Origin of the sequence: Parahaliea aestuarii, from assembly GCF_008064635.1 — a bacterium.
Taxonomy (GTDB): Bacteria; Pseudomonadota; Gammaproteobacteria; order Pseudomonadales; family Halieaceae; genus Parahaliea; species Parahaliea aestuarii.
On sequence record NZ_VRYZ01000006.1, the window covers coordinates 294,315 to 313,123 of the forward strand.

Annotated in this window: 15 protein-coding genes and 1 tRNA gene; 4 read left to right on the forward strand and 12 right to left on the reverse strand. The window is 64.7% G+C overall.

Annotation, left to right across the window (positions count from 1 at the left end; translation table 11 throughout):
- The 3 genes from FVW59_RS14620 to FVW59_RS14630 all read right to left on the reverse strand — a co-directional run bounded on the left by FVW59_RS14620 (position 1) and on the right by FVW59_RS14630 (position 5,050).
- Entirely contained in the window at positions 1–879 is an 879-nt protein-coding gene (locus FVW59_RS14620; protein WP_148065092.1) for a hypothetical protein, read from the reverse strand.
- Positions 879–3,365 carry a cyclic nucleotide-binding domain-containing protein gene (locus FVW59_RS14625; RefSeq protein WP_148065093.1) on the reverse strand — a complete coding sequence of 829 codons (2,487 nt, stop codon included), beginning with the start codon at positions 3,363–3,365 and terminating at the stop codon, positions 879–881. The genes FVW59_RS14620 and FVW59_RS14625 overlap by 1 nt, the downstream gene beginning before the upstream one ends.
- Before the next feature lie 161 nt (positions 3,366–3,526).
- Entirely contained in the window at positions 3,527–5,050 is a 1,524-nt protein-coding gene (locus tag FVW59_RS14630) for a caspase family protein (protein WP_222711524.1), read from the reverse strand.
- 100 nt (positions 5,051–5,150) lie between these two features.
- Between FVW59_RS14630 and FVW59_RS14635 the strand changes: the two genes are divergently transcribed.
- On the forward strand, positions 5,151–6,023 hold the full coding sequence (locus FVW59_RS14635; protein ID WP_148065095.1) for an alpha/beta hydrolase: 873 nt from the start codon (positions 5,151–5,153) through the stop codon (positions 6,021–6,023).
- 3 nt (positions 6,024–6,026) lie between these two features.
- Here the strand turns inward: FVW59_RS14635 and FVW59_RS14640 are convergent, their stop codons facing one another.
- Entirely contained in the window at positions 6,027–7,562 is a 1,536-nt protein-coding gene (locus FVW59_RS14640; protein ID WP_148065096.1) for a serine/threonine-protein kinase, read from the reverse strand.
- Between the two features lie 149 nt (positions 7,563–7,711).
- The gene (gene radA / locus FVW59_RS14645) at positions 7,712–9,091 is read right to left on the reverse strand and encodes a DNA repair protein RadA (RefSeq protein ID WP_148065097.1); all 1,380 of its coding nucleotides are present in this window, start codon (positions 9,089–9,091) and stop codon (positions 7,712–7,714) included.
- 203 nt (positions 9,092–9,294) lie between these two features.
- On the opposite strand from radA, the gene FVW59_RS14650 reads away from it, so the two are divergent.
- Both FVW59_RS14650 and FVW59_RS19635 read left to right on the forward strand, forming a co-directional pair.
- Complete coding sequence (locus tag FVW59_RS14650; RefSeq protein WP_148065098.1) at positions 9,295–10,467, forward strand: DnaT-like ssDNA-binding domain-containing protein; 1,173 nt, start codon at positions 9,295–9,297, stop codon at positions 10,465–10,467.
- A complete protein-coding gene (locus tag FVW59_RS19635) occupies positions 10,376–11,053 on the forward strand; it encodes a replication protein P (protein ID WP_187275908.1) in 678 nt (225 codons plus the stop codon). Before FVW59_RS14650 ends, FVW59_RS19635 begins: the two co-directional genes overlap by 92 nt.
- A gap of 236 nt (positions 11,054–11,289) precedes the next feature.
- Here the strand turns inward: FVW59_RS19635 and dnaB are convergent, their stop codons facing one another.
- The 7 genes from dnaB to rnr form a co-directional block, all read right to left on the reverse strand.
- Positions 11,290–12,726 (reverse strand): replicative DNA helicase, encoded by a 1,437-nt coding sequence (gene dnaB, locus FVW59_RS14660; protein ID WP_148065099.1) that lies wholly within the window; start codon positions 12,724–12,726, stop codon positions 11,290–11,292.
- A 193-nt stretch (positions 12,727–12,919) separates the two neighbouring features.
- A complete protein-coding gene (rplI, locus tag FVW59_RS14665; protein ID WP_148065100.1) occupies positions 12,920–13,369 on the reverse strand; it encodes a 50S ribosomal protein L9 in 450 nt (149 codons plus the stop codon).
- A gap of 58 nt (positions 13,370–13,427) precedes the next feature.
- Positions 13,428–14,303 (reverse strand): hypothetical protein, encoded by an 876-nt coding sequence (locus FVW59_RS14670; RefSeq protein ID WP_148065101.1) that lies wholly within the window; start codon positions 14,301–14,303, stop codon positions 13,428–13,430.
- A 57-nt stretch (positions 14,304–14,360) separates the two neighbouring features.
- Positions 14,361–14,588, reverse strand: coding sequence for a 30S ribosomal protein S18 (gene rpsR / locus FVW59_RS14675; RefSeq protein ID WP_148065102.1), 228 nt, complete (start codon positions 14,586–14,588; stop codon positions 14,361–14,363).
- Between the two features lie 55 nt (positions 14,589–14,643).
- Complete coding sequence (rpsF, locus tag FVW59_RS14680; RefSeq protein WP_148065103.1) at positions 14,644–15,072, reverse strand: 30S ribosomal protein S6; 429 nt, start codon at positions 15,070–15,072, stop codon at positions 14,644–14,646.
- Between the two features lie 373 nt (positions 15,073–15,445).
- On the reverse strand, positions 15,446–16,198 hold the full coding sequence (rlmB, locus tag FVW59_RS14685; RefSeq protein WP_148065104.1) for a 23S rRNA (guanosine(2251)-2'-O)-methyltransferase RlmB: 753 nt from the start codon (positions 16,196–16,198) through the stop codon (positions 15,446–15,448).
- A 16-nt stretch (positions 16,199–16,214) separates the two neighbouring features.
- A complete protein-coding gene (rnr, locus tag FVW59_RS14690) occupies positions 16,215–18,584 on the reverse strand; it encodes a ribonuclease R (protein ID WP_148065105.1) in 2,370 nt (789 codons plus the stop codon).
- Positions 18,585–18,721: 137 nt separating this feature from the next.
- Here rnr and FVW59_RS14695 point away from each other — a divergent pair.
- Positions 18,722–18,808, forward strand: a tRNA-Leu gene (locus FVW59_RS14695).
- The last annotated feature ends 1 nt before the right edge of the window (position 18,809 follow it).

The following is an 18,809-nucleotide window of genomic DNA, read 5'->3' on the forward strand; positions in this document are numbered from 1 at the left end:
CTACCAGTAGATGAACACGGAGAAAATATGAATCAGCAGCGCCACCAGCAGCGCCACCGTCAGGGGTATATGCACAAACAGCCAGACCCGGATCAGGCCGCGCAGGCGGATCTCGCGCCGCAGCAGGTTGAGGATGACCCGGCGGCGGCCAAACAGGCCCAGCAGCTCGTTCAGCACCTCCGCCTGGGACTGCTTGCGGGCGTCGGGAATGCGCTCCGACAGGGCCTTGACGATAACGCCCTGCTCCGCATTGCCCACCGGTTTACTTTGGCCCGGCAGGATAATGCGCGAGTAATCCCGCGCCGACAGCTGACGCCAGGCGGAGCCGCCCAGGGCGGTCAGATCGAGGGCGGACAGGGCCATCGCCTGCAATTCGGCATCGCAGGCTTCCACCGTGTCGCGGATCGCGCTGTCCAGCTCGCCCAGCTCCTCCAGCCAGGCGTCGCGATCCTTGCCGGCATTGTTGGAAGCCAGCCGCCCGGGCAGGTGGATGTAGACGTAGAGACCGTAAAAGCCGGAGAAAATCACCGCGCACATCAGGGCGTAGGCCAGGGTATGGACATTCCATCCCACCTGGGCCGCGCTGTGCAGGGTGCCGATCAGCAGCAGCACCGCGCCGAGGTAGACGTGGGCTGAAGTCCAGCCCTGCACAGAACCCAGGGTCGAGCTGTAGCGGCGCTTGCGCACCCCCAGCACGCTGAGCCACACGATCAGCAGAGCGCCGACAGTGCCCAGCACATAGCCCTGCCAGGTGCCGCCGTTGGGCGGCTGGGCGGCACTGCCGCCCTGGCTCAGGTAGAGCGCGATCGAAACCAGCCCCAGCACCAGGGCCCATTTGCCGTAGCGAAAACCGCGCCAGGCCAGCAGCGATGTATGCATCAGTGGCCCTCCACCAGTTCGCCGAACTGCTCCGGCGACAGGCGCACGGCGGCGCCGGTGGGGCAGGCCCGCACACAGGCCGGGCCGCCCTTGCGCCCCATGCAGGCGTCGCATTTCACCGCCTTCTTGCCCGCGTCCTTGGCCGCGGCGCTGGGGGTGAAGTATTCCGGCTCACCGGGCCCGCTACCGCGCCCCAGCAAGAGCCAGGACAGCAGGCTCGGCTTTTTCGGCGCCGCGTAGCTGAGTTTGATGGCGTTGTAGGGGCAGTTGGTTTCGCAGTTGCCACAGCCGATACAGCTATCCGAGATGAATACCTCGCCGTTGGCCGAACGGCGAATGGCGTCCGGCGGGCAGTCCTTCATGCAGTGGGGCAGCTCGCAGTGACGGCAGGAAATCGGCACGTGCAAACCCGCCAGGGAGGCGCCCGCCTCCCGGTCGAGACGGGAAATACCGTTGTGGGTCTCGGCGCAGGCCTTTTCGCAGTTGTCGCAGCCGACGCAGAGCGTTTCATCAATCACCAGGGCGTTGGTCGCCTCGCCCAGACCCTCGCCCATCAGGAAGCCGATGGCCCGGGCGGCCTGGGGCTGGGAGGCCATGCGGTTGGATTTGCGCAGCACATCGGAGAGACGACCCTGCAGGGTGGCCACGTGTTCCGGCTGGCTGCCCACCAGGGCCAGGAATTCCGGCCGCCGGATGAGGATGGTCTCGGTGCGCACCGCGGCAGTCGCGGTGTCGCGGCGCTTGGGGGCACCCATAAGGGCCATCTGCCCGGCCAGCTCGCCGGAGTGATTCTGGTTGACCACGAGATTGGCGCCGCCGCGGGTGAGCATCACCGTGCCGCTGCGAATCAGGTGCAGGCAGTCGCCCTCTTCACCTTCGCTGAACAGTACCTCCCCGGCCTTGAACTGGCAGGTTTCCACTCGCCCGGCGATATCACCCAGCTCGGCCAGCGACAGCTGGGGCCGGAAGGCTGCCTGCAGGGCGCGCATGATGAACACCCGGTCGATACCGCTGCTGACCTCCTTGTTGGAGTTCATCAGCTTGACCATGATACGGCGCGGGGTCTCGATCAGGATGGCGTCCGCCGACACCACCGCGTCGCCCTGCCGCGGGCGGCCGGAAATCAGGCTCATCTCGCCGAAGAACTGGCCCGGCTTGATGGTATGCCAGGGCCCGTCCTGCTCCAGTTGCAGCTGCACTTCCCCCTCCACCAGGGTGTAGAAGGTGGTGCTGAATTCGCCGTGGCGGTACAGGGGTTCGCCGGCGGCAACGAAGGCCGTGGAGCGCTCCCCGCCCTGGGGGGCACGAGCCAGCTCCGCCGGCGGCAGGCTGACGATGATGCGACTCTCGATAATCAGTTCGCGGAAAGCCAGCGGGTTCATGCGCCGGAACATGGGCACCCGCTGCTGGTAGAGATCCAGCACGTCCTCGGCGTCCATCACATAGGGCAGGCCGGAGAACTGGTCCTGCAGCAGGGGGTAATCGGCGGGCTTGGTATCCTTGCCGTGGATGAACTCCACCACGTCGTAGCCCTGGTTCATCGCCTGCTTGATCAGCGGGTAGCCACCGAGGGCACCGATGATATACAGGCCGGGCACATTGCTCTGGTAGTGGCGATCCACGTCCGGCACGGCTTCCGGATTGTCGCTGGTGATGACAATGCCGCAGGACTCGACAAACTTGCGCGGTGGCACGGTGCCGAGGCGGGCGATGATGCGATGGCACTCGATACGCTCTTCACCAGTGGGCGTGCTGAGCACAATGGCGCCGGCCGCACCGGGGGATGCCGGCATTTCCAGCCCCGCCACGCCGCTTTCGTAACGGCAGTAGAACGGGCGGTTCTTGTCGTTGATCGCCGCCAGGACGGCGTTCAGGTTACCGTCCTTGGCGCGGCTGAACTCGTTGCGCCGGTTGACGATATAGACCTTGTTGTAATCGGAGAGGGCAATGGCGTTTTCGATGGCGGCGTCACCGGCGCCAATGACCACGATGGTCTCGCCCTTGAAATCCTCCGGGTCGTCGAGGGTATAGCGGACGAAATCGGATTCGGCATCGCCCGGCACACCGAGGGTGCGCGGGTTGCCCTGGGTGCCGATGGAGAAAACAATGTTCTCGGCTTCCACCACGTCGCCGCTGCCGAGTTTGAGGCGGAATTCCCCCTTTTCGCCTTCGATAGCGACCACTTCGCTGTCGTAGCGAATATTGATGCCGGCGGCCAGGGCCTCGTCCCAGACCCCGAGGATTTCCTCGCGCTTGCCGGCGGTGAAGCCGACCTCACTGCGCAGGTCCAGAAAGCCGGGCTCGTCCATGACGTGCTTGCCTTTCTGGTACTTCTGGATGGTTTTGGCGAAGGTGTTGAAACCTTCCAGCAGAACATAGCTGGGCTCGCTGACCCCCGCCTCCCGGTCGTAATGGGCGGCGCGGCCAGCGGCAGACAGACCAGCAGGCCCCGCTCCGACTACGGCAATGTGGTACCGCTTTGACACGGCTCTTCCCCAGCAGCAATTTGCGTTATAGCGGGTGGCATCCTGCCCCCTATCGCGTTCAATCCCTTGCCCCCAGGGGCGGCTTTTCTCCACCGCCTGCGGGCGCTTTTACTTTTATAGCACGGCGCCCCGCAGGACGCCGCATCCCTACTTTTCAGCCCTCAGGACTGTAGTGCAACAAAAAAGAAATCCCCGACTTCGTCACCGGCGCGTTTGATCGCCTTGAACTCGGGTGCCAGCTCCGGCTGGCGGCTTTCCAGTTTCTCGATCATATCCAGGTACAGGGCCGGCGCAGTGAGTACCGCCTTGTTGCTTTGCAGCACTTCAATAAAGGCATCGGCAAATACGGAATTGCGCGCATTGTCACTGGCCGGCAGCGGACAGTCCTTGCCGGACGTCATCAGCAGGCGCGCCCGGTTGGGAAAGCGCAGGCTGACATAGGCCTCGCTGTTGAGCTGGGCGGCGCTACTGGCCAGCAGGAAGGCCGGGTTATCGGCCAGCAGGCCGGCGAAAGAGGAATCCGCCACCACCATGATGCGCTTGGCCGGTAGCCGCGCCAGGTGGGAGCTGATCTGGGACGTCGGCACCCAGTAGGTGTCGTCCGGCGGCGGCTCGGAATTCACCGGCAGCCAATAGCCCACCTCGTAGTTGCCGCTCTCCCGGCGGTTGCCCCAGCCGGTGTAGTAAATCAGCAGGTTGTCTTCAGCGGTCAGCTCGCTGTTCATCTGGTTCAGTGCACGCAGCAGCGAGGCGTCGTCGCCGTTGGTGACCATCTTGACCTGGAAGCCGTAGCGATTGCGCAGCACCTCGCTCACCCGCTGGGCGTCGGACACGGAGGTGGCGAGCTTGTCGAGGTAGGTGTAGTCACCATTGCCGATCACCAGGGCGTAGTAGCGGCCAAAGTTCTTGCCCTGCATGTTGACCGGTTCCGGGGTCGCGAGGTCTTCGCGCACCGCCGGCGCCTCGACCGCTGCGCCGGCAGTGGAACCGCTGGCGGCCACTGCATCCGGCAGCGGCTGGCTGCGACCACCACTGGCTCTGGCTTCTTCCAGTTCGCGCTCAAGGCGGGCCTTCTCCTCGACGGCTTGCACCGCCGCGGCGGTCGCTGCAGCGGTGGCAGCAGAAACAGCCTGCTCCTGCTTCTCGGTGTACATCTCCGCCTGGGCGATCAGGGCCTTCTGGGCGTCAGAGCGGTACACCAGGCTGTCGTCGGTAATACCCCAGGCGGCGCGATACCAGTTGAGGGCCAGTTGCTTGTCACGGGGCACACCCTTGCCCATTTCATACAGGGTGCCGAGGTTGAACTGGGCGCCTTTGTGGCCCTGCTCGGCAGCGCGCTGGTACCAAAGGGCCGCCACCTCGTAGTTGGGCTCGGTGCCCAGGCCCTGCTCGAAGATCTCGCCCACTGTGTTCTGGGCCTCGGCGTCGCCTTCCTCGGCGGCGGGGAGCCAGACCTTGAGCGCAGTCTTGTAGTTGGCGCGATCGTAGGCGACGTATTCGCCGCCGCGGATGCGGCAGTCCTGGGCAGTTGTCTGCACCGGCCGGCGGGGGGTCATGTAAGTGGTATTGCCGAGCTGGCGCACCTGTCCGGGCAACAAGCAGTCGACGATGTAGAGATCCTTGACCTCGGCATCTTTGGGGATAGCGGCGACATCAGCGCTGGGCTGGCCACCACAGGCGGACAACAGGACGGCAAGGCAGGCGCCTGCAGCCGGAAGCCGCGCTTTCAGCCTTTTTATTCTCCCCGCCTGCGGCGGCGGAGAGCTCGTGGCTATAATTCCCTTCATGAGCTCACGCCGAACATTCCCTTTCGTAGTCAGAAACAGTAGTCCAACTGGGACGCCCCGACAACTGCTGAAGTCGGTATTCGTCACACTTCCACTGATTTTTATTGCAGCCTGTGAGCACATTCCCGGCCCGCAGCAACTGGCGCAACACTACCAGCTGGAAGCGGCCTGGCAAACCGGCGGTGACTTTTCCCTGCTCAGCCTGGCCCGGCCCGGCGCCCTGCACAGCCGGCGACTACATATTTACCTGGCGGGAGACGGCCAACCCTGGCACGGCTCCCGCCCGGCCCGCAATCCCACCGGACGGCGCAGCATGGCGCTGGAACTGCTGCAACAGGATCCTTCGCCGGCACTCTACCTCGCCCGCCCCTGTTACCACCTGGACACGATGCCTGCCAGGTGTACTGCAAAACTCTGGACCTCGGGGCGCTATTCCCCGGAAGTGGTGGCCAGTATGAGCGATGCGCTGACTACGCTACTTGAGAATCACTCCAATATCGAGGAAGTATTGCTGATCGGCTACAGTGGCGGCGGCAACCTCGCCCTGCTGCTGGCGCCGCGACTGCCAGCAACGGTGGCCGTGGCGGTGCTGACCGTGGCCGCCAACCTCGACACCGATGCCTGGACCGGTCATCACCGGGTGCTATCCCTCAGCGATTCACTGAACCCCGCCGTTGCAATAACCACCACAGCAAGCGAGATGCACCTGCAGGGCAGTGAGGACACCATAGTGCCGCCCACAACAACCCGGCTTTATTTCCAGCGCCATCCGGGAGCGAAGGCGATCCAGCTGCCGGACTTCGACCACCGCTGCTGCTGGGTGGAACAATGGCCGCGACTGCTGGCACTGGCCCCGCCGGCACAGCGCTGACCCCTAAGGCTCTGCGCCGCCCTGCTCACCCTCCAGTTGCTGGCGCAGCGCTTCCAGCGCCTTGTGGTTGGCCAGGTACTCGTTGTCCTGGTAGGACTGCAGCATGGTCAGCAGGTATTCGCGCTGGCGGGCAGACTGCAGGGTGGGCTCCAGCGCCACCAGGTGTGCCACCAGTTGATCGAGCCCCTCTTCCGCCTCGGCATTGCGCGGGTGCAGGGTATAGGCCTCCAGGTAATAACGCGAGGCGCCATCCCAGTCGCCGATGGCGGCGGACTTGTGACCCAGCTCCATATCGCTGCGGAACTGTTGCTGTACCGCCACCGGCAGTTCGTCAAAGGGCACTGCCGGGCCCTCGCCCTGGCTGGCCTTCCACGCCAGCCAGGCGGAGGTCAGTGCCAGCACGCCGACCAGCGCCAACAGGCTCCGGTTGCGGCGGCTGGTACCGGAAAACTCCCGCAGGAAGACGTCCGCCGACGGCGTGCGCTTGTCCTGCGGCAGCTGAATGGCATGGGCGATGGCTTTCCACTGGTGGCGCTTGATCTGCTTGATCGGCTGCGGGGTCAGCCCCTCCTGATAGGCCTCCAGCGCGGTGCGCCCGCCATAGGGATGCACCCCGGCGAACAGCTGGTAGGCCACCAGGCCCAGGGCGTAGACGTCGTCCGCCGGGTGCGGCGGCCGGCCCTGCAGCATCTCCATGGACGCGTAACGCGGGGTGAGCGCACCGAGCTCGCCGGCGTCGAAGCTGTCCTTGTTCAATTCGGTGTCGACAATGCGGGCAATGCCGAAGTCGAGAATCTTGATGCGCCCATCCACCGTGACGAAAACGTTGTCCGGTTTAAAGTCCGAGTGGACCATGCCCTGCCGGCGCGCATAGGCGAGGCCGGCGGCCATCTCGGTGATCAGCCTGGTCACCGAGGGCTTCTTGCCTTCGGCAAATTCCAGTGAGGTCCAACCCGACAGCGGCGCGCCCTTCAAATACTCCATGGTCATGTAGACCTGGTCGCCATCGCGATCGAAGTCGTACACCGTGACCACATTGGGGTGAGCCAGTTGCTGGGATTTCTTGGCTTCGCGCTGCAGGCTGATCAGGGCCTTGGGGTGGCGGCTGAATTCCGCCGACAGGAACTTGATGGCGACGTAGGGCTCGTCGTCCTGGGCCTCCTGCTTGCGCAGGTCCAGGGCTTTGTAAACGTGGCCCATGCCGCCTTTGCCAAGGCGCGCCTCGAGCACAAAGCGATCCTTGATCACCACCTGCTCCAGTGGGTCCGCCGCGGGTTGCCCACCGCCAAGGCCGTCCACCACCGTGGCATCAAGCATGACGGTTTCCGCATCCGCGGCGGCCTGCTCGTCGGCACTCAGCAGTTCGGTGGCAGGCAGGTCGGTTTCGAACTCGGGATTGGCTACACGCTCCGGGCGCACGTAGACAGTCTTCGCCACGGCCGCCTCTTCGCGCGCGCGCTCCGCGGCTTCATCCTCGAGCAGCACGGTCTTGTCCACGTCGAGAGGAGCGATGTTTTTCTTGTCGGGATGTTCGGCCATGGCTCAGGAGATAGCAGTCACAGGAAGCCCATGTATAGAAGATAGCGCCGCGAATGTATAGGGAAAAGCCGTAAAACCGGCGGCAGATCACGCCCCCCGACCCCCGGGCCGGGGGGGCACAATGCCCCTTAGTGCGCCGCCGCCCCGGTTCAGTCGATGGCGGCCAGGGCCTCTTCCAGGCGGGTCACGGCGATCACTTCCATGCCCTTCACCGCGCTGCGCGGGGCGTTGGCCCGGGGCACGATGGCCCGCCGAAAGCCGTGCTTGGCCGCCTCCGAGAGCCGCTCCTGCCCGCTGGGCACGGGGCGAATTTCCCCCGAAAGGCCCACCTCGCCGAAGATCACCATATCGCGCGGCAGCTGGCGATCCCGGTAGCTGGAGACGATGGCCAGCAACAGGGCGAGGTCAGCGCTGGTCTCCAGCACCTTTACCCCGCCCACCACGTTGGCGAAGACATCCTGGTCGCCAACCTGTAAACCACCGTGGCGGTGCAGCACCGCCAGCAGCATGGCCAGGCGGTTCTGCTCCAGCCCCACCGCCACCCGGCGCGGGTTGCCCAGCTGGCTGTCATCCACCAGCGCCTGGATTTCCACCAGCAGGGGGCGGGTGCCCTCCCACACCACCATCACCGCGCTGCCCGAGGCCGGCTCGGCGCTGCGATCGAGGAAGATGGCCGAGGGATTTTTCACTTCGCGCATGCCCTGCTCGGTCATGGCGAATACGCCGAGTTCGTTCACTGCGCCGAAGCGGTTCTTCTGCCCGCGCAGGGTACGGAAACGGGAGTCGTGACTGCCCTCCAGCAGGATGGAGCAGTCGATCATGTGCTCCAGCACTTTCGGCCCGGCCAGTGATCCGTCCTTGGTCACATGCCCCACCAGGAACAGTACGGTGCCGCTCTGCTTGGCGAAGCGGGTGAGGTAGGCGGCGCACTCGCGCACCTGGGAGACGCTGCCCGGGGCGGAGGTGATGTCCTCGGAGTGCACCACCTGGATGGAATCCACCACCAGTACCCTGGGCCGGTATTTTTCCGCCGCGGCGAGGATGGCCTCGACACTGGTTTCCGACATCAGGCGCAATTTATCGGTGGGCAGGCCCAGGCGACGGGCGCGCATGGCCACCTGCTGCAGGCTTTCCTCCCCGGTGATGTACAGGGCCTCCATGCCGCCGGCCAGGTGGCACATGGTCTGCAACAGCAGGGTGCTCTTGCCGGCACCGGGATTGCCGCCGACCAGAATGGCAGAGCCCGGCACCAGGCCGCCGCCGAGGACGCGGTCAAACTCCTCCGCGCCGCTGGAGAAGCGCGGCAGCTCTTCCAGATCGATATCCGCCAGTACCCGGGCCTCGGCCAGGGCACCGGCAAAACCGCTGCGGCGGTCGTTGGCCGCCCGCCCTGCGCCGCTACGGGCGGCGGGGCCGAGCCTGATTTCGCTGAGGGTGTTCCAGGCGCCGCAGTCGCTGCACTGCCCCTGCCACTTGGCGTAGTCGGAGCCGCAGTCATTACAGACGAAGGCGGTTTTGTTTTTGGCCATGGTGGAGGAGAATCCCTGCTGTGATTTTCGCGCGCGCCGGTTGTGGGCTCACCGGCAAGCTGGGTATGCTACCAGACTTTCACGGTCTCCCCCGGCGCGCCAGAGAGCACCTGTCGCCCAGGCCGGCAGGCCCCCGGCCTGTGCAAGCAGACCTGTCCCGATAATCTGCCGCCGCCCCGCGCGGCGGCCACAAGCGAGCTCCCATGACCGATTCTTCCCTCGTCCCCGAACAGCAGCTGGTGTTTTCCCCCGGCCTGGCGGCGACCATCGGGCTGGAAGAGGCCATCCTGCTGCAGCAGCTTCACGGCCTGCTGCAACACCGCCCCACGACCCTCCGGGAGGGCTTTGCCTGGCTCGAGGTGGAGCGCGGCTTTCTGCTGCGCCTGCTGCCGTTCTGGGAGGCGCCACAGCTGCACCGCATTCTGCGCAGCCTGGTGGACAAGGGCGTGCTGCTGGTCGGGTCTCCGCCCATCCACAGTGCCGAGCGTTTACTGTTTGCCCTCAATGAGCCGGCCACTGGCAGCGCGGGCGCAGGACAGCGTCATTCAGCGCCGGGCACGTTTTCCCGGGCGGCCGCAGCCGATAGCCGCGCCGACACACCGACACAGCGCCGCAGCGCGGCCCCGCTGCCCGCCCACTGGGCGCCCAGCGAAGACCTGCTGCAATTGCTGGCCCTGAACCACAACATACCGCGCCAGTTCGCCATCGACCAACTGGAAGATTTCATCTATTACTGGCGCGAGCGCGGCGAGACCCACCACGCCTGGGAGAACAAGTTTCGCCAGCATGTGACCGGCGCCTGGCGCCGCCACCAGCAACAGGAAGGCGAGGCCACCCGCCCCGCCGACCCCGAGCCCCTGGATCGCTACTGGCGCCCCAGTGAGGACGCAGTGGAGATCATGACCCGCGGCGGGGTGGACCCCGACTTTATCGAAGAGGCCATCCCCGAGTTCGTCCTCTACTGGCGCGAGCGCGGCGAACCGCCGGCCACCCTGAACAGCAAGTTCATCCAGCATATCCGCCTGCAGTGGGCGCGCTACAACAACGTGGCCCGCGGCGGCGATGCGACCCCCATCAGCAACGACTGGCAACCGGACCGGGATGTCTACGACATCCTGCGCCTGTCGCACATCGACGAGCAGTTCGCCCGCAACCTGATTGCGGAGTTCATCGTCTACTGGCGCGACAGCGGACAGGCCCACACTTCATGGAACAGCAAGTTCCTGCAGCATGTAAAATACCACTGGGCCAGACAGCACCAGGTACAACAGGCGGGACAACAGCATGACCGACAACAGCCGGGATCTCATTCAGCGGGTCGCACAAGGGATCGAAGCCTCGCAGACGACCTCAACGACACCTCCTGGGCAAACTGAGGCCGAGAACCGCCCGCTTGCGGCGGCGGAACATATCGAGGCCATCAACCAGATATTCGCCCTGTTCCGCCTCAACTATCACAACCAGTACTACGCCGCCTTCCCCGACGCCGAACAGCTCAAGCAGATCAAGAAGCTGTGGCTGGACTCCCTGCGCGACTACCCGGTGGAGCAGCTCCTGCGCGGGGCGCGCCACGCCATAGAACACAATGAGTACCTGCCCACCCTGAACCGCATGCACGAGTGCTGCCAGGCGGGGCTGGCCGAGTTCGGCCTGCCCTCGACACGCGACGCCTACGTGGAGGCCTGCAACGCCCGCTCGCCGAAATCCGCCCAGCGCTGGTCGCACCCGGCGGTATACCTGGCGGGGCGCGACAGCGAGTGGTTTTTTCTGGCCAACAATGCGGAGCAGAAGGCACTACCGGTTTTCGAGCGGCACTACAAGGAGTACTGTGCGCGGGTAATGCGGGGGGAGGCGCTGACTGTGCCGCCGGAACAGGCGCTGGAGCACCATGAGGCGGAGCCGCTGCCGGTTGAGGAGCAACTGGAGCAGTTGCGGAAGTTGCGGGAGGAGACGGGATTGTAATGGCGCGTTATCTGGCACTGCTCGCGGAATTCGCCGCAGCGGGAACGACCGGAGGCCTTCTCGGACACGCCGTGAACCCATCCATGGGGGCTTGAGTGCGACATCCATGTCGCACACAGTCCGCGAAGGCCCCCGGTCGCCCCCACTGCTCTGTCTGCACCTTGTAGCGAACCGCAGGAACCAAAAACAGAGTCCTGTGTCAGCAGTGGATGTGTCGGCAAGGCTACCGTCAAAAATCAGTAGTCCTCGTACGACCCCCGCGCCAGATTCTCGAAGCGCGTAAACTGCCCCACAAAGGCCAGCCGGCAGGTGCCAATCGGCCCGTTCCGCTGCTTGCCGATGATGATCTCGGCCACCCCCTTGTCGGGCGAATCCTCGTTGTAGACCTCGTCGCGGTAGATGAACATGATCACGTCCGCATCCTGCTCGATCGCGCCCGACTCGCGCAGATCCGAATTCACCGGCCGTTTGTTGGGGCGCTGCTCCAGGGAGCGGTTGAGCTGGGACAGGGCCACCATCGGGCACTGGAACTCCTTGGCGATGGCCTTCAGGTTTCGCGAGATCTCGGAAATTTCCGCGGTGCGTCCCTCCGAGGAGCCGGCCACCTGCATCAGCTGCAGGTAGTCGACCATCACCATGCCCAGTTCGCCGTGTTCGCGGGAGATACGCCGCACCCGGCTGCGCATTTCGGTGGGGGTCAGGGCCGGGGTGTCGTCGATGAACAGGGGGGCGTCCTTGAGCTTGGACACCGCGGCGGACAGCTTGGGCCAGTCCTCCTGCTCCAGCTTGCCGTTGCGGATGCGGGTCTGGTCGATCTTGCCGATGGAAGAAAGCATACGAATCACCAGCTGCTCCGCGGGCATCTCCATGGAGAACACCAGGATGGGCTTTTTCTGGCCCAGCACCGCGTTCTCCACCAGGTTCATGGCAAAACTGGTTTTACCCATGGAGGGTCGGCCGGCGACGATCACCAGGTCCGAGGGCTGCAGGCCGGAGGTCATGCGATCGAGGTCGGTGAAGCCGCTGGACAGGCCGGTAATATCGCCGCCGGAGGTAAACAGCTCCTCGATCCGTTCAATCGCCGCCTGCAGCAGCGGGTTCACTTCCTTTGGCCCACCGGATTTGGGGCCGTGCTCGGAGATCTGCATGATGAGGCGCTCGGCCTCGTCGATCAGTTCGTCGGAGCTGCGGCCCTCGGGATTGAAGCCGCTCTCGGCAATGCCCTGGGCCGCTTCGATCAATTTGCGCAGGGCGGCGCGCTCGCGCACCACCTTGGCATAGGCGCGGATATTGGAGGCGCTCGGCGTGTTGCTGGCCAGCTCCGCCAGGTAGGCCACGCCCCCGGCGGCGTCCAGCTCACCGGCAGCAGTGAGCTTGTCGGCCACTGTGATCACGTCCACCGGCTCCACCGCTTCGGCCAGCTTGGCGATGTGGCGGAAAATCAGGCGGTGATCGGGGCGGTAGAAGTCGTTGGCGCTGACCGCTTCGGCCACCGCGTCCCAGGCATCTCCGGCCAGCAGCAGGCCACCGAGTACCGACTGTTCCGCCTCGATGGAGTGGGGCTGCATCTTGATGCGGGCGATATCGCGATCGTATCCACCCGCCGCAGGCTCAGCGACCGGCTCGGGGGGATAATCGGCCGGGTAATCGGCACTGTAGTCGGGTTCGGACATGGAATGCAGTGGTCGTCTTGACGATCAATCAGGATCGCACAGGGTAACCAAGATCGCTGCGCGGATTAAGCGAAATTACAGCTTATTGCCCGCGGCGGGCAGGACACACAGAAACACAGACACCGGCCGCAGCCGGTGTACTGGAGAGCTTGCCGCCCGTCAGAGCCGGGCGGCGGGCAGTGAGTCGTTCGCCTTACTCGGCGACGACGGCGATAGCGACAGTCGCGGTGACGTCGCCGTGCACCTGGATGTCTACCTCGTACTCGCCCAGCTCACGCAGGGCGCCTTCGGGCAGGCGAACTTCCGACTTGTCGACTTCGCAGCCAGCGGCGGTCAGGGCATCGGCGATATCGCGGGTGCCGATAGAACCGAACAGCTTGCCTTCCTCACCGGCGTTGGCGCCAATGGTCACGCCCTCCAGAGCGCTCAGGGCCTCTGCGCGCTTCTCGGCGGCAGCCAGCGCTTCAGCGGCGGCAGCTTCCAGTTCCGCGCGACGGGTTTCGAACTCGGCAATGTTGGTTTCAGTGGCCGGAACCGCCTTGCCCTGGGGTACCAGGAAATTGCGGCCGTAGCCAGCTTTCACGTCAACCTTGTCGCCCAGGCCACCCAGGTTGACGATGTTTTCCAGCAAAATGACTTCCATCTTACTTTCCTCTATTTGCGGGGAGCGAACTCCCGCTGTTTAAAATTCTGTTTTGGCCTCAGTCCGGACCACTGCCGGACTTCGACTGCCAGCGCTGGCGAAAACGCAACCAGCTGTCGGCTATCGCCGCGGCCACCACTGCCAGCTTCACCGGGTCCAGGAACAGCCACAGCAGGTAGAACACCGCCAGCATGCCGCTGCCCTGCCCGCGCCACGCCGCGCGGGCGTGAACCAGTGCGAGACCGGCAAAGTTGAGCGGGATCAGGCAAATCACCGCCCAGGTTCTGTATTCCACCCCCAGGCTGGCCAGTGCCAGTGCCGCGAGGGCCAGTGCCAGCGTTACCGCCGGCGGGTAGTACAGGGCCCGAAATTCCGTGGCAAAGCCACCCGGGTTGTACAGGGCCGCCTGCCACCAGCGCGCCAGCAGCAGGCAGACGATGGACAGCAGGCTGGTCGCCGCGCCCATCATGCCGGCAATCTGTAACGCCGTGGGCCGCAGCAGTTGCACGGCCTGGCCGCCCTGGGCCGCCAGTTGCTGTTCGAGGCTGGCGAGGAACTGGTCAAAGAACCCCACCATCTGCTCCAGCAGACCCTGCCCGAAGGCCATCAACGCGAACCCGGTCAGCGCTCCCAGGGGGACACCGGCGAGCACCGCCAGCGGCAGGCTTACGGTGGTGCGCAGCACCAGCGCCAGGATCCCGGTGGATACCAGCAGGGCCAGTGGGCCGCTATCGCCGAACACGAACATCAGCGTTCCTGCCGGCAGCAGGGCCCACAGCAACAGCCAGGCGCCCTGACTTGCGCCTTTGCGCAAGGTGACCAGCGCCACCACGGCGGCGCTGATCCAGCACAGCATCAGGCTCCCGGCGCCCGCCACTGTCACCAGCAGCGCCTGGAAGCGTCCGCGCATGACGAATTCGGCCAGGGCTTTCATGACAAGCCCGCCCGAAGGCCCATTGTGGGGCTCAGTACGGCGCGGAAGATAAGCTGCTTACTGGTGTGAGTCCGTGTAGGGCAGCAGGGCCAGGAAGCGCGCGCGCTTCACGGCAGTCGCCAGCTGGCGCTGGTACTTGGCCTTGGTGCCGGTAATGCGGCTCGGTACGATCTTGCCGGTCTCTGAAACGTAGGCTTTCAGCGTGTCCAGATCTTTGTAATCGATCTCTTTAACGCCTTCGGCGGTGAAGCGGCAAAACTTACGGCGACGGAAAAAACGTGCCATGGTGAATACTCCTGTCTAAGCTCGGTCGTTACGGAAGAAGGGGGCGCTGACAGCCTTACTCGGCGTCGGCCTCGTCACTCTTCTTCTCTTCAGCGGAATCATCGCTAGTAGCCTTGTCGGCAGCCTGGCGCTCTTCAAAGCGGGTCTTGCGCTCGCGGCTTTCCTTCTCGGCCTTCATGATGAAGGATTCGTCGGTCACAGCCTCGTCGCGACGGATCACCAGGTTGCGGATCACGGCGTCGTTGTAACGGAAGGTGGTGGTGAGCTCTTCCATCGCGTCGTTGGACGCTTCCACGTTCATCAGCACGTAGTGTGCTTTGTGGATTTTGTTGATGGGGTAGGACAGCTGGCGACGGCCCCAGTCTTCCAGGCGGTGAACGGAACCGCCGTCTTTCTGGATGGTGTTGGAGTAGCGCTCGATCATGCCGGGCACTTGTTCGGACTGGTCCGGGTGGACCATAAACACGATTTCGTAATGACGCATTGTGTGCTCCTTACGGGTTAATGCCACCCGACACTCGTGCGAGGCGGTGTGGCAAGGAGATCGGCAGCCCTGGGGCCACCGGGTAAAATTCGAGGCGCGGATTCTACTGGCTTTGGGAGATGGGTGCAATAGCTTGCGAAAGAGCCACCTCCGACTGGATAGAGAGCATTCCCAACGCGGGACTCCGTAGCCCGGCACAGCGCCGGGAGGCGGCCTGCGAGACACGCCGTGGACCCATCCATGGGGGCTCGGCAGCGGCCATCCGGGCCGCTGACGGTCCCGCAGGCCGCCTCCCGCCCCTGCACCTGCCCCGGTACGAGTTTCTCCGGGACAGAAAGCCACCCCCGAAACCACGCCTGCTTCAGTGCAGGGTTCAGGTAGTGCTTAGCCGCTGCCTTCTCGCCTCAAACAGGCAGATGCCGGTCGCCACCGACACATTGAGACTACTGACGGAGCCGGCCATGGGCAATTTCACCAGGTGGTCGCAGACCTCTTTGGTGAGGCGGCGCATGCCGTCGCCTTCAGCGCCCATAACAAGGGCAATGGGGCCCTTGAGGTCAGCCTCGTAAAGGGACTGCTCGGCCTCGCCGGCGGCGCCGTAGAGCCACACGCCGCGCTCTTTCAGGGCCTCGAGGGTGCGGGCGATGTTGGTGACGCGCACGAAGGGCACGACCTCGGCGGCGCCACAGGCGACTTTGCGAGCGGTGGGGCTGAGGTCGGCGCTTTTGTCTTTGGGCACGACCACAGCATCGACACCGGCGGCGTCGGCGCTGCGCAGGCAGGCGCCGAGGTTGTGGGGGTCGGTGACGCCGTCGAGAACAAGGATGAAGGCGGGCGTATCGGCCTCGTCGACGTGGCGTAGAAGGTCCGCCTCCTGCCACAGGTTGGCCTCTTCCCCGGCGGCGGGCAGGGCCTCGGCGACAACGCCCTGGTGGCGCCCGGCAACGAGTTCATCCAGGGTCTTGCGCGGCAGGCGCTGGACATTGACGCCCTGGTTCCGCGCCAGTTCCAGGAGTGCGGCGATACGCTTGTCGTCCCGCCCCTGCTGCACCAGCAGGCGCTGCACGCTGGCGGCGCGGCGACGCAGGAGGGCGTCGACGGCGTGGATACCGTATATATGCTGCATGAAAACGTTCTGTTAATCAGTGGTGCCGGCGCATGCCGGTTTTGCCCTTGCCGGTGCCGGGCTTTTTAGCGCCCCCACTCTTCCTGGCGCCCCCCTTGCTCCCGCCGTCCCGGCGCTTGCCAGCCGATTTGCGCACGGGCTTGGGGCTGGAGGATTTCTTCCCGGGGGGCTTGCTGTCGATCAGCTCGAGGTCGATTTTCTTGTCGTCGAGGTCGACGCGGGCGACCTGCACTTTCACCCGGCCGCCGAGCTTGAAGATGCGGCCGCTGCGCTCCCCTACCAATCGCTGGCGGGCGGCGTCGAACTGGTAGTAGTCACCCGGCAGGGCGCTGATGTGAACCAGCCCCTCTATATAGAGGTCGTCCAGTTCCACGAACAGGCCAAAGCTGGTGACCGCGGCCACAGCGGCATCGAAGGTGTCGCCCACGTGATCCTGCAGGTACTCACATTTGAGCCAGGCCTGCACATCGCGGGTGGCATCGTCGGCGCGGCGCTCGGTCATGGAGATGTGCTCGCCGTGGACCGCCATCTGGTGCTCGTCGTAGGGGAAGATGCGCTTGGCCGGGATCGGCTCGGCGCCCTTCACCCGCTGCACCTGCTTGTTCTTTATGTTGGAGCGCACGACATGGCGGATGCCGCGGTGTACCAGCAGATCGGCGTAGCGCCGGATGGGCGAGGTAAAGTGGGTATAGGCCGGGTAGTTCAGGCCGAAGTGGCCCTCGTTCTCCGGGTGGTAGACCGCCTGGCTGAGGGAGCGCAGCATCATGGTCTGGATGACGGTGGCGTCGTCGCGCTCGGCGACCTGCTGCAGCAGGTCCTGGTAGTGCTCCGGCGCCGGCTTGTCACCGCCGCGCAGCTCCAGCCCCAGCTCCCCGAGGAAGCCGCGCAGGTTTTCCAGCTTCTCAGCGGTGGGCCCCTGGTGCACGCGATACAGCATGGGCAGGCCGCAGTTCTCGAAAAAGTTCGCGGTGGCCACGTTGGCGCAGAGCATGCACTCCTCGATCAGCTTGTGGGCGTCGTTGCGCACCACCGGCACGATGGCGTCGATCTTGCGCTGCTCATTGAAGACGATGCGCGTCTCCACCGTCTCGAAGTCGATGGCGCCCCGCTCGTCCCGGGCCTTGCGCAGCACTTTGTAGAGGCTGTGCAGGCGCATTACGTCCGGCGCAATCTGCCCGTCGATATCGCGGTGCCAGCCCTCTTCCAGCAATTCTCCAACCTGGGTGTAGGTCAGCCGGGCGTGGGAGTGGATCACCGCCTCGTAGAAACGGAAGCGCTTGAGTTTGCCACTGCGGCCCAGCTCCATCTCGCACACCATAGCCAGGCGGTCGACCTTGGGCTTCAGCGAGCACAGGCCGTTGGACAGGGCCTCGGGCAGCATCGGCACCACGCGCTCGGGGAAGTAGACCGAGTTGCCGCGCAGGGCGGCCTCCTCGTCGAGCGCCATGCCGGGCCGCACATAGTGAGATACGTCGGCAATGGCCACCCACAGGCGCCAACCGCCGATGCGCTTCTCGCAGTAAACGGCGTCGTCAAAGTCCTTCGCATCTTCACCGTCGATGGTGACAAAGGCCTTATTGCGCAGATCGACACGGTGCTCCTTGTCGGACTCGAGTGGCTCGGCCTCCAGCGAACCGGCCTCCCGCAGCACGGCCTCGGGCCACTCAAAGGGAATACCGTGGGAGCGAATGGCAATATCGATTTCCAGACCGGGGTCCATATGGTCGCCCAGCACCTCGACAATGCGCCCCTTGGCACCCAGTTTACGGGTGGGGTAGTCGGTAATGCTGGCGGTCACGATCTGGCCGTTTTTCGCCCCGCCCTTTTCTTTAGGCGGAATCAGGATGTGGTTCTGGATACGGGCGTTGTCGGGAATTACATAGCCGATGCCGCTCTCTTCCTGGTAGCGGCCGACGATGCTGCGGTTACTGCGGTTCAGCACCTCGACCACCCGACCCTCGGAGCGGCCGCGATTGTCGGTACCGGTGATCAGCACCAGGGCCTCGTCGCCGTCGAACACAAACTGCATCTGGCGGGCACTGAGGTAGATATCGTCTTCGTCACCCAGTGGGATGGCGAAACCGTAGCCGTCCCGGTGGCCCTGCACGCGGCAGTGGATCAGGTGGAGTTTGTCGACCGGCGCATAGACACCGCGCCGGTTCAGCATTAACTGGCCGTCGCGCTCCATGGCTCGCAGGCGCTTGCGCAGGGCATCGAGGTCGCGTTCGTCAGCCAGCCCGAGCCGCTCGGCAATCTGTTCGCGGCCCAGGGGCTGGTCGGAGTCGGAGAGAAGTTCAAGAATGACTTCGCGACTGGGAATGGGGTTATCGTAGAGCCGGGCCTCGCGCTCGGCGTGGGGGTCGGCAGACTTGCCTTGTTTGGCCATAGATTGGGGGCCTTCCTGGGATAATTGTCCGTTTCATAAAATTTTTGCCCGAGCAGTATACGCGAGTATTGACAGCGGCGCTTGGCAAAAGTAAAGTGCGCGCCCTCAGGTGGTGAGCGATGCTCGCAACCCGAATTGCCCAGGTGGTGAAATTGGTAGACACGCTAGCTTCAGGTGCTAGTGCTCGAAAGGGCGTGGAGGTTCAAGTCCTCTCCTGGGCACCAA

What these genes read in the sequence shown, in the direction of transcription:
- FVW59_RS14620 (WP_148065092.1), bottom strand. Translation starts at nt 879, where the DNA reads ATGCATACATCGCTGCTGGCCTGGCGCGGTTTTCGCTACGGCAAATGG.
- FVW59_RS14635 (WP_148065095.1), top strand. Translation starts at nt 5,151, where the DNA reads ATGAGCTCACGCCGAACATTCCCTTTCGTAGTCAGAAACAGTAGTCCA.
- FVW59_RS14640 (WP_148065096.1), bottom strand. Translation starts at nt 7,562, where the DNA reads ATGGCCGAACATCCCGACAAGAAAAACATCGCTCCTCTCGACGTGGAC.
- radA (WP_148065097.1), bottom strand. Translation starts at nt 9,091, where the DNA reads ATGGCCAAAAACAAAACCGCCTTCGTCTGTAATGACTGCGGCTCCGAC.
- FVW59_RS14650 (WP_148065098.1), top strand. Translation starts at nt 9,295, where the DNA reads ATGACCGATTCTTCCCTCGTCCCCGAACAGCAGCTGGTGTTTTCCCCC.
- FVW59_RS19635 (WP_187275908.1), top strand. Translation starts at nt 10,376, where the DNA reads ATGACCGACAACAGCCGGGATCTCATTCAGCGGGTCGCACAAGGGATC.
- dnaB (WP_148065099.1), bottom strand. Translation starts at nt 12,726, where the DNA reads ATGTCCGAACCCGACTACAGTGCCGATTACCCGGCCGATTATCCCCCC.
- rplI (WP_148065100.1), bottom strand. Translation starts at nt 13,369, where the DNA reads ATGGAAGTCATTTTGCTGGAAAACATCGTCAACCTGGGTGGCCTGGGC.
- FVW59_RS14670 (WP_148065101.1), bottom strand. Translation starts at nt 14,303, where the DNA reads ATGAAAGCCCTGGCCGAATTCGTCATGCGCGGACGCTTCCAGGCGCTG.
- rpsR (WP_148065102.1), bottom strand. Translation starts at nt 14,588, where the DNA reads ATGGCACGTTTTTTCCGTCGCCGTAAGTTTTGCCGCTTCACCGCCGAA.
- rpsF (WP_148065103.1), bottom strand. Translation starts at nt 15,072, where the DNA reads ATGCGTCATTACGAAATCGTGTTTATGGTCCACCCGGACCAGTCCGAA.
- rlmB (WP_148065104.1), bottom strand. Translation starts at nt 16,198, where the DNA reads ATGCAGCATATATACGGTATCCACGCCGTCGACGCCCTCCTGCGTCGC.
- rnr (WP_148065105.1), bottom strand. Translation starts at nt 18,584, where the DNA reads ATGGCCAAACAAGGCAAGTCTGCCGACCCCCACGCCGAGCGCGAGGCC.